The sequence below is a fragment of the Thermoactinomyces mirandus genome, assembly GCF_013868055.1.
In the GTDB taxonomy this organism is placed as follows: Bacteria; Bacillota; Bacilli; order Thermoactinomycetales; family Thermoactinomycetaceae; genus Thermoactinomyces; species Thermoactinomyces mirandus.
The window spans coordinates 37940-51123 of the sequence record NZ_JACEOL010000002.1; the positions used below are offsets into that span (position 1 = coordinate 37940).

A 13184-nucleotide genomic window follows, 5' to 3' on the forward strand; every position below is an offset into this window, starting at 1 on the left:
GCGTGGGGAAATTGTATATATTCCTGACTTGTGGCGGTTTTTCCGGCAGGAGAAAAAAGCTATTTACTGGGAATATTCGCCTTATTGACTTTATTATTTTCTGTTACTGTTTGAGCTAAACCAGGATAACTGGCGAAAAGACACGCTGCCATCAGTAAATAATTTATAACCCTTAATTTTCGGAGAACAAAAATACAAACTCAAACCATTAAACAATGGCAGAGATGGCAATTCTTCGCAAAGCAATTCATCTGCTTTTTGGTACCATAACCATCTTGTTTCACCCTCATCCATTGCCCGTTCCAGATATTCGATAAATTGATCCTGAATTTGTTCATCCAAATCGGGTAAATGATATTGCAAACAACCAAGTGGTTCTGCGTTTCCAGGAGTTAACAATGATAAGCAGAGATCAAATTCTCTATGATTTAATCGCTTCGAGAACTCTTCCAGCGAAACTCCCTCCATCCGCATATTGATCCCCAACGTTTCATTCCACATGCCAACAATGAACTTTGCAATTTCGCTATTTGGATAATAATCGGGAAATAACAGGGATAACTCAGGAATCTGATAATTTTCCCATAGTTTCCGGGAATATTCCGGATTGTATGCTATATTTGACGTTTGATTCCACTGGTGACCCGAAATATTAATTAATCCCTTGGGAATAAAATGATCCCAATCTACAATTCCGTAATTTAGCTTCTTCACAATTCTCTTTTTATTAATCGATTGATACAAGGCCCGGCGCACATTTCGCTCACTAAATAAGGGATGTCGATCCTTGTTAAATTGTAATATAAATAAAACGCTTGATAATTCCCTGTAAAGATCATTTCTTCCAGTGCAGTGTTTTATCAGATCAAATGGGAAATAAGTATTGCATGTAATATCTACCTTTTTTTTCAGATAACGCTCTGCAGTGGAATGTAAGTTCCTTTCTATTTTAAATAATATTGTTTGAATTCGGTTTTCGCTGTCTGGATAATAAGGATTGGCTTTCAATCGGATATGAGATCCTTTTATATATTCTGCTAATGTATACGGGCCATTCCCAAGGCAAGCAGTTTCACGGATTGGAGATGCTGCCGGACAGCCCAAAAGTTCTTTTAAAAATGGGATTGGATAGGCTAACATAATTTCCAGGGTTTGATCATCGACAGCTCTTACACCCAAACTTTCTTCTGGCAATATTCCTTCCACCACCTCATTTGCATGCAAAAGCGGCAAGAAATTACTACTCATTGGTGCCGCCAACTCCGGAGACAATAAACGGCGAAAAGCCATTACAAAATGCTCAGCCTTTACAGGCATCCCGTCCGACCAGCGTTTTTCTGAGGACAGTACAAATATATGCCTTCTTCCTCCCATTGATATTTCATGTGATATGGCTGCACCCAGCATCCATTCACTGTTTTTTTCATTACGCACATACAATGGCTCAAAAATAGCCTGACATATGATTTGCCCGAGATAATCTGCCACGAAAGTGGGATTAAGTGACAAAGGATCTGTATCAATCTCGTAGATAAGCTCTCGCATTTCGTTCAGTGGTGCCTCCTTTCCAACAATCACATGTTTTTTGAACGGTTGATTCTGATGTTTCTAATTGAAATTTTTCAAAATCAACAATGCAACGCCTGCCAAAGCTTGTTGGTTCGTGTTTGATGGCCAGATAAAGAATAACATCTTTGGCTAGAAGGGCAGAGATTACTGTATTTGTCGGGCCGAATGATGCTTGCAATGACGCTGTGCACAAACGGCGCAATCTTTTTTCCAATTGGCCCATCCGTTCTTCCTCATCACGTTCGAAACAATTCATGCAAACCGTTTGAAAAGGTACTAATAAAGGTCCCCATGTGCCAGAATAGCGTCCTACCCCGGCACTGATCCATGGTATCCGGTGCTTTATGCAAAAGTTATTGATAATCCGGGACAAATTAAATGGTTGATCGGCCGCATTGATCAGAAAATCAATCGAAAAATCCTTTAACATCTGTAAAGAATCTTGAGAATCGACAAATATTCCAAAAGTGTTCACTTCACAATTGGGATTAATCTGTAACAGCCGGTCTCTTGCCGCCTCTACCTTCTTCCGGCCAACATCTGATTGGCAATATAAAAACTGGCGGTTCAAATTGCTTTTTTGGACAATATCACCATCAATCAGTATAAATTTCTGTACTCCGGCGCTGACCAAATGCTGTAGCACAACAGAACCAATACCACCGACACCTAATACTACCACTGTTACTTCAGACAGATTCTTTTGTAACTGGTTTGGGTTTGATCCAAAATCATCGAGAAAATAAATCTGCTTTTCAACTATCTCACCTTCAAATTCATTGGTAAAATTGCGGCGTAACAAATTTTGTTCATTTAGAAAAGAGAATAATTCTTTTCTTTCTGAATCACTTAATAATTTACAGATTTTCTCTTCGGGATATCCCTGCTTTAGAAGTTGAAGCACCTTTACTTGTCCTTTGGTACAACCTTCTAGTTCCATTATTCCGTCATCTACCAGAAAAACCCGTTGGTCATCTAAGACAATTACCTGTATACGGTCAGCTAATTTATAAAAAATTTTTATCACCTCTTTAACGTCTTAAAATAAACACTTTCCCGGCAAATAGCCGGGAAAGTGTATGATAACGGACAAAACTAGGAACGTACTGCCATTGGACGTGAGGAAGTCGGTTTAATTCTTTTGATTTTCATCCTTTGATTCACCTCCTTTTAAGGTATGAGTCCTCAGTTTGGTTCAAAAGAATCAGCCGTTTTGGAAAAGTAATTCTTAAAGAAGTGAACCAAACACAACCAGACCAACACCATCGATCCAATGCCGGCAAGACTGATAAATTTATGGGTGCCAAACAATTCTGACGTATATCCCATAATCGGAGCCAAAACAAACATGACTGCAGACGACAAAAAACTGATGGTAGATAACAGTGTTGCTCTTTGCTGTGAAGGAATTTCGAAGTTGACCAAACTGTTTGAGATCGGGGAAAACACAAAATAAATGAGATTAAGCAAAACAAACGCTGTTAATGATAAAATCTTTGACTCAAAAAAAACTGTCAGGAAGATGATTCCCGATAGCAGCACTGAAGTTAGCATAACGCCCTGAGGCAAATATCGTTTTTCCAAGAGATGGGCTTTATCAGAAACCAAAGCAGACAACAGGGAAACGACGGCAAAAATAACTGAAATTATGTAAGTTGAATATCCTATTTCTTTAAACAGTTGCTGAGCAAACAAATAATAGATTGAAAACATGCCAATGTATAATGAAATGCCTATTACCAGAGAACGAACATGGACATTTACTTTTAAAAGCCGGATTGAATCCTTGATGATAAAAAGTAAGCGATGTGGTTTTTGCGAATTCTCTTCGAAAGATATTTCCTTTAAAAAGAAAGAAACCAACATTGCCGCGAGTTGGAACAATATAGAGGCAACGAAAACCCAATTCCAAGTAAATTTGCTTATTAATCCTCCAATTACCATTGCCAGTGAAAGGACTAAAGTGATAATCGCCATGTATCTTCCCGCATATCGGCTGTACAAAGCTTCTTCTTTGGCATGTTTGGCCGAGTCATATAACAGTGCTTCCTCTGATCCTGAAATAAATGTCACTCCTATACCAAGCAGTATGAAGGTAATTGCGAACATGGTAAAGTTGGTTGAGAAAATCATGCCCAAGAAGTGCAAAATAATAAGAGTCCGACCAATAATCAGAGAATTTTTTCTGCCGTATCGGTCAGCGAACATCCCACCAGGAATCTCACAGACAAACATCGCCAAATTAACAAGCGATTGCAAAAGACCGACTTCCAGCATTGAATAGCCCTTATCAATGAGGTAGAGCATAAAAATTGCCCGATCAAAATAGGCGTTCCCAAAAAATGTTTGAAAAAACAGCAATCGAATGTTGCGTTTTCCACTTTCCAAAGAAGATATCAATTTAAGCATCTCCTGTTACAAATATGGAATGATCTTTTTATTTGCCGGGTTGACCAGGTTAATTACCCAATTTCCTATTTGGAGGAAGAGTTTATGTTCTAAATAAGTGTTTAGTTTATCTTCAGCAAAATTTTTTAATACTTTTTCCATACTTACCGGCTTTCTGGTATACCAAAACAATTGGTAATCATCCGGTTCCAGAGTCTGAAATAGTTGAGGAACGAGTGTCGGCCGTTTATCTCGAATCAATATAAATCCTGGACCGCGGCGAAAAGTTAATCCTTCATTAATGTGGTTTTGTCTCCAAAGCGAAGCCCATTCAGACAAATTTTTATTTGTTTCACCAGGTGGAGGACAATGCACCAACGGAGCGTAGTCAACTGGCTTTACGAGCGAGGTAAGAGTCCAATCCACACGCATATAATGGCAGGCGGCTTCTCGTAGAAAATGAAGTTCACCAATTGTTTCTTCTGGTTTTTTGGGATTGAGGGATAATGTTGTTGAAATGCTTTCTACACCGTAATGCTTGAGGGTTTTTATATAACGTCCATCTAGTAAGTCATGGTTTTCCCTTTCCAAGAGCAGGTGCAGGTGCCAATCATTCTTGCCAATCTCAGTTAGATTATTGACTAATTCCGGCAACTCGAACGATTTAAGTGTCAGCCGGAGATTCGGCAGACGCAGGCGAATCGCATCTTCTCGTGCTGAATACACTTTAGCTGCCGGGTATTGTGGCATAGTCTGTTTCATTATTGTTGCACCCCGCTTAAATACCTGTTATAACGTAAACGCTGAGAATCATAAGGAAGAGCAAGCGCCAAATAACGACCGTTTTCCTCATAAAGCACTCCTGTTTTTGCCAGTTCTTTGCACCATTGTTCCAATTCTTCATACCCTTTCTGCAGACGATTGTCTTCTATTGATCTTGATAGGATTTTATGAAGGGATTCCACCGTTTTGGCGGTGGCCAAATTCTGATGAGCTGCTACAAATAAGGGATCTGAAATTGTAAATTCATTTTTCCTAGCAATTGGTCGAGTGTCAAAAAAGTGCAAGCTGCCATCTGGAGATTGGCGATAATAGAAGTCTGCATGGGAATAAGCTTTTTGCCATTTAACAATTTCAGCGGAAAGGATGGCTCCCTCTTCCTTACTCAATCCGGCGTGGTTACTTTCAAAGATATAAGCCATATCAAGCAACTCATTCCGTGGAAGCTGATACACCAATTCATAAAATTTTGCTGGACCTTTGACGAACAATCCCATTTCCGGTTTTCTGTAATAAGGGCTGAATCTTTCCAGACTAATTCGGTTTGCGGCAGCAGGTGGCTGTAAATGAGTCAGGAGTTTCATTTTTTCCAGATCATAGTGCTCCCATAGTTCACCAGGAAATCCATAAAGAATATTCCAGGTTAGGGCAATACTGTATTGTTCGCAATATTTAAGCAATTGAATATTTTGAATTCCGGCGATACCTTTATTCATTAATTTTAAGACTGGTGTACTTAAACTTTCAATGCCTGGCTGAATTTTTTTGATACCAGCTTCATTAAACAGTCTGATGTGTTCTTCGAGGAGATTTGCCTTTACTTCGTAAAAAATATTTAAATCCCAGGGAAGTTCTTTTAAGCGTGGTAATAATTCCTTTAAATAATCCAAATCCATTATGTTGTCAACCATAAATATATCAATAACCTTGTACCGTTCAACCAACGTCTTGATCATATTGTAAGCGTAATCCGGTTTTTTGCTTCGAAAGTTAATGAATGATCCATTTAATCCGCAAAACCTGCATTGATGTTTAGCGCCCCACCAACATCCACGGGAAGTTTCAAGTGTTAGATGAGGGTGAATATGTTCGGATATATCTAATTCATCAACAAGTTGGAAGTAGTCTTCGTAATAAGGAATAGGAACCAATTCAAAGTCAATTGATTGTTTGGTCATCGGATTGACGATCGATTTTTCATCCTTGCGATAACACAATCCTGAAATATGGTTAAATTGTGGATTCTCTTTATAAAAGAGCTGATTGATCAGTTCAATAAAAGTGATTTCTCCTTCACCGCGAACAACAAAGTCCACAAAAGGAAAATTCCGATGCAAGGCTGCTCCTTGTTTATCATCACAGTTTGCACCGCCAAAAACAATATTTGTGTTGGGATATTTTTCTTTGATGAGTTTTGCGACGGCTAACGAGGGAATATTTTGCATAAAGGAAGAGGTGAATCCAATTATCTTATACTCCTCAGTGATAAATTCGGATACCAGCCATTGCACAAATTCACAAGACTGTTCATACATCCATTCAACTACCTTAATCTCTTCTTTAGACAAAACGCTTTTTTTGGATATATATTCCAAGTATTCTTCGCGCTTGTATTCTTTACCGTACAAGGCAGGTGTGAATATCCATTCCCCAACACCAAAACCAAATGTTGATTCCGCAATCAATGGATAGTCGTTGGAACGGGTAACTTTTCCGTCACTCTTACGGTATAAATAGTCCGCCCACAACAGATTGGCATAAAGATTTTTGCACTCTATCTCAGGGAATTTATTGTAAACTACAGACTTTAGAATACCTAGCTGAATTGAAGGTAAGTCTAGTGAGCTCCAGGGCATTGTTATCAACAATATTTTTTTCATAGCTGCAACTCCCGAATATTATTTGCGCACTTAATATTATATTTGCAATTTATTAAAAAATCAAGTTAATATAATATTATAATAATTTCATATATTAATAAAATAGGTTGCAATTGGCTTTATTATTTTAGTAAGTGGAGGAATTTTATGGATAGCTTTGAGATACCACCGGACAAAATGATTGACAAACGTTTTAATCTGAGCGTAGAAGAATTTGATAACGAATACGGAAAACCTGGCAAACCAGTTTTACTTACTGGAATAATGGAGAAATGGCCAGCCAGTCAAAAGTGGACTTTGGAATTTTTTAAAACGTTCTTTAATGAACACACCGTGATAGTCAAACGTTCTTCAAAGCGAGATGAACAGTATGAAGTAAGTCTTGGGGAATATGTCGATTATTTATTAAAACCTGAAAAGGAGGAGGATCCTCTTTATTTGGCTGACTGGAATTTTTCTCTTGATTTTCCAGAACTGCTGAATGATTACAAGGTACCGGATTTATTCGGGAACTGGCTGCATTATGTACCACGGGTGGTTATGCCTCCCTTACGCTGGATTTACATCGGGCCCGCCCGCTCTGGAACCGGATTGCATATGGATGTAGCGATGACAGGCGCTTGGAATGCGATTTTGTCAGGGAGAAAACGTTGGGCCTTTTTTTCTCCTGATCAGACTGGATACATGTATAATGGGGCGGTCAATGCTTTTGCTCCTGATTATGAAAAATATCCGCTTTTTAAAAATGCCAAACCAATTTATGCCATACAAAAACCTGGAGAAATTATTTTTACTCCGAGCGGCTGGTGGCATCAGGTAATTAATGAAGAAGATTGTGTCTCAATCACAGAAAATTTTGTTAACCATACCAATTTCAAAAGAGCTATATTTCCCTATTTATCTACTGTTTGTAAATATCAAAAGGATTTGCTTCTTTATTATTTGAGACAAATTAGGGGAAAAATCTTTAAGCGGAATGATAATGAGGTTTAGGGAGCAGGTGAATTCTGAAAGAACCTGTTGCAAGATGGGAACGGTCGGCAAATTTTTATGGAAACCGCATACTTACAGGATGGATGATTCCGAAGAGAAAAACCAAATTTTCATCAGTAAATTTCAATTTTGCCCAGAGAAACAGGAAAGGATCAACGCCGCTTGATTCTGCTTCTTACAAGTAAACTATAATTGTAATATTTTAATCAAGTTTAAAAACAGACAAAATTCAAAACATCTTTATCCATCGTTATGGATAATTCCTGCAACTTCTGGATCTCAGCCTTTTTGGCAGAAAGTTCAGCAAGGGAAATCGGGGAAATATATTTGGAGGCGATTTCAGGGCTTCTGATTCGCCTCCATTCTGTTTTTCTCAATGAAGTTGCTGCTCTTCCAGGTCATAAACAGGAACGATCTTGATCTCATCCGGGTTTGTTTCTGCATGAACGCGTACTTTTTCGGCAGTTTCATCCACCATTTCGATCCATACCGGTTCTCCCCGGTAATTGACAGTAATCTTTTGCGGAGATTGCAAAATTTCTTTGGCACGTTCCAGGTCCATAACCATTTCTCCTTTTCCAAGGTTTTGTTATTAGCTTGTTAAAGAATGGGAAGAGTTATACTGGAAATTGATTCGACAAGGAGAGCGGTTGTGTCCTGTAGAATTGGTTGAAGGCCAGGAAAAACCGGAATTCAGGTCACAACTCATGAAAGATGGATCAGGCAAGGGTGAGGTTAATGATCATTTATCGTTCACAGGAAAATAATTTATATTTGCCGTCAGACATGGAAAGAAGGAGAACATCTGCAGCAACACATGGGAAAGATGCGCGGGATGCTTTTGAAAAGGATTATGGGCGGATTGTGCACAGTGCCGCTTTTCGGCGGCTCCAGTCAAAAACCCAGGTGATCGGGCGGATTGCGGGGGACTTCCACCGGACAAGGTTGACCCATTCAATGGAAGTGGCCCAAATTGCGCGGGGAATTGCCATTTATTTGAACAACAATTCTTCGTATTTTACGGGAAACAAGGCTTTGGATGTTTCTTTGCTGGAGGCAGCTGCTTTGGCCCATGATCTGGGGCATCCTCCCTTTGGTCATCGCGGAGAGGAAGCTCTGCATACGTGTATGGAAGATTATGGCGGATTTGAAGGGAATGCCCAGACATTCCGGATTCTGACCAGACTCGAAGGGGAGCAGGATGCATGCGGATTAAACCTGACCAGGGCATTGCTCATGTCCATCATGAAATACCCGATCTTTCTGGATACGGCCATGAATCCCGGACAAGAGGAACCAGTCCTTAAACTTCCTCCCAAAGCAAGTGTTTTTCGCTGTGATCAGGAAGCTTTTGAATGGACGCTTTCCTCACTGACGGAACAGGAAAGGGATTTCCTGATGGAAACCGAGAAAGTTCCCAACCAGCATCGCCGGACATTGCACCAGACATTGGAATGCTCCATCATTGAACTGGCTGATGACATTGCTTACGGAACCCATGATGCAGAAGACGCAATCCAACTGGGATTAATTCGGCTATCCCGCCTGAAAACACTTTTGCGTCCATTTCACAATAGCGGTATTTACCCCGAACTTCAGGAAGCGAGCAAAGATCTGGACGGTCTTGATCCGGAAGACACCCAGTTAAAGTATCGTTTGAAAAAAGTGTTTGCCAGATTGATCTCCACCTTTATTACGCATGTGCAGGTAGTGGAAAATCAATTTCCTGCCAGCACGCCCCGGCTGCAGTTTCATGTGGCTTTACCCGGAGATTTGCGAACCTTGCTGGACTGTCTGAAACAGCTGGTTTCCGAAAAGGTGATCCATTCACAACGGGTGCAAACCATTTCATGGAAAGGAAAGCATGTCATTCATTGTCTGTTTCATGCTTTTATGACAGAAGACCGTTTGTTGACAGAGCATGATCGGATGCTTGTTAATTGTTCAGCTACCGAGGCGGAACGCGCACGGGTGGTGTGTGATTACATTGCCGGCATGACCGATTCATTTGCAATGCGGATGTATGACCGATTATTTGGACAAAGCCGCAATTTTTTTGATTATTGACTGAAGAAAAACGGAAAACAGGGGATGTTTGGCTGTCTTTGGAGAGTAAAACAAACAGATCAGCGAACGCAATGGTTTTGTAATAAAACAAAAAATCAGGAAAGTACAAGATTGCGAACACCATGATGGCGGTGATATAGTTTGGAAGAGGAAGAAATTGTAAACTTGGAGGAACAGGCAGCTGAAGATGGACTTCATTCAATATGGATCAATCCATCGGTTTCCCGTCACCACTTGAGACGGAGGTAGGAGTAGTGTCATGATTTACAATGTAAAACCTTGCTCCAATGAGTTAGGGGAAATCCTGAAAGAAATTGATGAAAGCATTCGGCAATTGAATGAGCTGTCAGAATTAGACCGAAAGTCCGCCCAAATAATGAGAATCAGCAAAAAAGTGGAATGGATGCTGGAGCGGACGCAAGAAGGGGAATGGGAAGGAATCCATACCCAGTTGCAGGAGCTGATTTATTACCTGGAATTATGCTGTTTTAGCTGGACGAAAATGAATGGAGATCATTTTCATGTTTATCTGGAGGAAGTGAATCAGCGTTACCGGATGTTGCTGTGGGTTTTGTACACCTTCCATAAACAGAGAAAAAAACGGACAATGCAAGCTTACGGAAAAACGGGGGAGAGCAAATGACACTGCCTTGACAGCTTGACAGGAAAAGACCGAATAGTAGTATAAAGTTGCTTAAATGCTAAAAACAAACCTGTTAACCTTGCTTTGGAATAAGAGAAGACGGAATGAAACGGATGAAAATTTGTCCTGACCATTTTTTCTTTCAGTGGGATAAAGATGGCAACAGGTTCTGTAAATGATCTTCCATTATATGTTATAATAAATCTCAAGCTCTTTACCGGCTTCAGGAGCTTGGGTGTACTGACCAGATGAGAGGAGCGTTTGTTGAAGCGGTCAGCTTTAAAACCCGCCTCCACAATATGTTTTTGCAGTCTATGCTCTTTCCGATAAGGAAGGGCTTGTTTTATCTCATCCCATATTACAATCATCTGATTTTTGTTTGCAGAACTTGGTTCACCGGAACCTGGAGTCGTGTACCGAATGAACAACGAGGATGGAACACATATTAACATCAGGAATGATAGAGAACGTTGTTGTAATAAAGGAGTGACATCATGACTCAGACTAGAATGGCAGATCCCTTTTCACTGGTTATTTTTGGAGCGACGGGTGATCTGGCAAAGCGGAAACTGTTTCCGGCCATGTTCAATCTGTTTAAAAGCCGAATATTGCCTGATCATTTTTTGATTGTCGGTGTTGGACGATCCATACGAACCGTTGACGCTTTTCGTCAGGCTGTACGAAATTCCGTTGAAAACTACAGTCGGTTTCAAATAGATTCGGAGGCTGAATGGTCGGAGTTTGTAAGGCATTTTCAGTATACTTCCTCGGATATCCACGATGATCAAGGCTACCGGGAGATGAAGGGGATTATTGAAGAACATGAAAAACAGCTTGAAGTCACATTTAACCGCTTATTCTACCTGGCGATTGCTCCTGGCCTGTTTGCGACGGTTTCCCAAAAACTGAAGGCATCGGGTCTGGCTGCTGCCAATGGTTACAAACGCCTGATCATCGAAAAGCCGATTGGACATGATTATGAGTCAGCCAGGGAATTAAATAAGCAGATTAAAAGAACATTTGAGGAAGAAGAGATATATCGGATCGATCATTATTTGGGCAAGGAAATGATACAGAATATCGAAGTGATCCGCTTTGCCAATTCCCTGTTCGAACCTTTGTGGAATCACAGATATATTGAATCGGTTCAGATTACGGCCAGTGAAACGGTCGGGGTGGAAGAACGGGCCAATTATTATGATCGGGCCGGGGCCCTCAGGGATATGGTGCAGAATCATTTACTGCAAATGTTAATGATGGTTTGTATGGAGCCGCCGAGCAGGCTGAAAACAGAAGCCATTCATGATGAGAAAATCAAGGTGCTGCGTTCCCTGCGCCGGTATGGAGAAGACGAAGTTGGAAAATATTTTGTACGTGCCCAATACCGGGAAGGGAAAATGAATGGAAAACGGGTTCCTGCTTACCGGGATGAACCGGGAATTGATAAAAACTCAATGACGGAAACATTTGTTGCGGCAAAACTGTATGTGGACAATTTACGCTGGGCAGAGGTTCCGTTTTATATCCGCACAGGCAAACGCATGGCTGAAAAAGTGACAAAAATTATTGTCCAGTTTAAAGATATGCCTAAAAATCTCTATTTCAACAGGGATAACGATCTGAAACCAAATATATTGGAAATCAGCATTCATCCTGAAGAAGGGATAAAACTGTTTTTAAATGCCAAAAAGCCGGGGACAGATAACCAGATAACACCCATTGCCATGGAATATTGTAACAACTGTGAAGAGGAGACGCCGGAAGCTTATGAATCACTCATCTATGATGCCATTATTGGCGATCAGACCTACTTTACACATTGGGCTGAAGTCGCATTGGCATGGAAATTTATCGATCCCGTCCGCCGCCTCTGGGATCAGGACCCGCAGTCGCTCCAGTTTTATGATAGCGGAACGTGGGGTCCCAAGAAAGCCCATGAATTACTGGCACAGGAAGGACATGGCTGGTGGCCGCAATATTCCGGGGCTCAGCCGGAGATTATCAAGGCGAACGAATTGCCATTCAAATAAGCCAAGGAGAGAGAACGATGAAAATATATGATGTTTCAATGCCGATTGTTCCAGATATGCAAGTATATAAAAACAAACCGGAAAAGAAACCGTTGATCCGGGTTGTCCAGGATTTTGATACAGCATCGGCCAGAGAATCAAGGATCGATATGGATGTACATTGCGGTACACATATAGATTCCCCGCTGCATATGTTTCCTGAGGGGGGAACAATGGAAACCATTTCGCTTGACCGTCTGGTTGGAAAAGCACGGGTGTTGGACCTGACTCATGTTGAGGGCGGCATTTCAAGAGAGGATCTGGAAGACAAAGAGATTCAGGCGGGGGAATTTCTTTTGCTCAAAACCAGAAACTCCGGGCAGGATCAATTTGATTTTGAGTTTGTCTATTTGAAAGAGGATGGAGCCATCTATCTGGTGGAAAAACAGATAAGAGGAGTCGGGATTGATGCGCTGGGAATTGAACGTTCCCAACCCGGGCATCCGACCCACAAGAACTTGTTCCGGGCAGGTGTCATTATCATGGAAGGATTACGGCTCCAGGGAGTTCCGGAAGATACTTACTTCATGGTGGCTGCCCCGATTAAACTGGTAAATACAGAAGCTGCCCCCGCCCGGGTCATCCTGTTTAAAGGCATCACAGAATAAGGAACAGATAAAGGGCGGACCGGTTCAGGTTGGCCCTTTTTCACAAAATTAAAGACGTATATTAAAATATGATTATTTATCAATTCCAAGTGGCAGAAGAGAGTACCCCGTTTAATTTCAAGGCCTTACAGCAACTATTTGGATGGGCGTTTAACCGATGAGAATTAGTCTGATATTAGGACTGAAT

At 40.9% G+C, this 13184-nt stretch carries 12 protein-coding genes; 5 read left to right on the top strand and 7 right to left on the bottom strand.

The genetic code is table 11. The features are described 5' to 3' along the window. Positions 1-93: 93 nt before the first annotated feature. The 5 genes from H2C83_RS00660 to H2C83_RS00680 all read right to left on the bottom strand — a co-directional run bounded on the left by H2C83_RS00660 (position 94) and on the right by H2C83_RS00680 (position 6617). Positions 94-1545: a peptide ABC transporter substrate-binding protein gene (locus tag H2C83_RS00660; RefSeq protein ID WP_181736759.1), complete on the bottom strand. Its 1452-nt coding sequence runs from the start codon at positions 1543-1545 to the stop codon at positions 94-96. Next, positions 1520-2596 carry a ThiF family adenylyltransferase gene (locus tag H2C83_RS00665; protein ID WP_181736761.1) on the bottom strand — a complete coding sequence of 359 codons (1077 nt, stop codon included), beginning with the start codon at positions 2594-2596 and terminating at the stop codon, positions 1520-1522. The genes H2C83_RS00660 and H2C83_RS00665 overlap by 26 nt, the downstream gene beginning before the upstream one ends. A 158-nt stretch (positions 2597-2754) precedes the next feature. Then, positions 2755-3969 (bottom strand): MFS transporter, encoded by a 1215-nt coding sequence (locus H2C83_RS00670; protein ID WP_181736762.1) that lies wholly within the window; start codon positions 3967-3969, stop codon positions 2755-2757. A 15-nt stretch (positions 3970-3984) separates the two neighbouring features. Further along, a complete protein-coding gene (locus H2C83_RS00675; protein WP_181736764.1) occupies positions 3985-4719 on the bottom strand; it encodes a DUF5825 family protein in 735 nt (244 codons plus the stop codon). Further along, the gene (locus H2C83_RS00680; RefSeq protein ID WP_181736765.1) at positions 4719-6617 is read right to left on the bottom strand and encodes a RiPP maturation radical SAM C-methyltransferase; all 1899 of its coding nucleotides are present in this window, start codon (positions 6615-6617) and stop codon (positions 4719-4721) included. Before H2C83_RS00680 ends, H2C83_RS00675 begins: the two co-directional genes overlap by 1 nt. A 147-nt stretch (positions 6618-6764) precedes the next feature. Between H2C83_RS00680 and H2C83_RS00685 the strand changes: the two genes are divergently transcribed. Continuing rightward, positions 6765-7610 carry a cupin-like domain-containing protein gene (locus H2C83_RS00685; RefSeq protein ID WP_181736767.1) on the top strand — a complete coding sequence of 282 codons (846 nt, stop codon included), beginning with the start codon at positions 6765-6767 and terminating at the stop codon, positions 7608-7610. Between the two features lie 212 nt (positions 7611-7822). Here H2C83_RS00685 and H2C83_RS00690 read toward each other — a convergent pair whose 3' ends face one another. Both H2C83_RS00690 and H2C83_RS00695 read right to left on the bottom strand, forming a co-directional pair. Further along, positions 7823-7987, bottom strand: a complete 165-nt coding sequence (locus H2C83_RS00690) for a hypothetical protein (RefSeq protein ID WP_181737000.1) — start codon at positions 7985-7987, stop codon at positions 7823-7825. After that, on the bottom strand, positions 7984-8172 hold the full coding sequence (locus H2C83_RS00695) for an H-type small acid-soluble spore protein (protein ID WP_181736769.1): 189 nt from the start codon (positions 8170-8172) through the stop codon (positions 7984-7986). The genes H2C83_RS00690 and H2C83_RS00695 overlap by 4 nt, the downstream gene beginning before the upstream one ends. A gap of 176 nt (positions 8173-8348) precedes the next feature. Here H2C83_RS00695 and H2C83_RS00700 point away from each other — a divergent pair, with 176 nt between their 5' ends. From H2C83_RS00700 to H2C83_RS00715, 4 genes are all read left to right on the top strand, one after another. Next, positions 8349-9677, top strand: a complete 1329-nt coding sequence (locus H2C83_RS00700; protein ID WP_220183934.1) for an anti-phage deoxyguanosine triphosphatase — start codon at positions 8349-8351, stop codon at positions 9675-9677. A 259-nt stretch (positions 9678-9936) separates the two neighbouring features. Then, on the top strand, positions 9937-10320 hold the full coding sequence (locus H2C83_RS00705) for a hypothetical protein (protein ID WP_181736773.1): 384 nt from the start codon (positions 9937-9939) through the stop codon (positions 10318-10320). 494 nt (positions 10321-10814) lie between these two features. Then, complete coding sequence (gene zwf, locus H2C83_RS00710; protein ID WP_181736776.1) at positions 10815-12350, top strand: glucose-6-phosphate dehydrogenase; 1536 nt, start codon at positions 10815-10817, stop codon at positions 12348-12350. 17 nt (positions 12351-12367) lie between these two features. Next, on the top strand, positions 12368-12997 hold the full coding sequence (locus H2C83_RS00715) for a cyclase family protein (protein WP_181736778.1): 630 nt from the start codon (positions 12368-12370) through the stop codon (positions 12995-12997). The last annotated feature ends 187 nt before the right edge of the window (positions 12998-13184 follow it).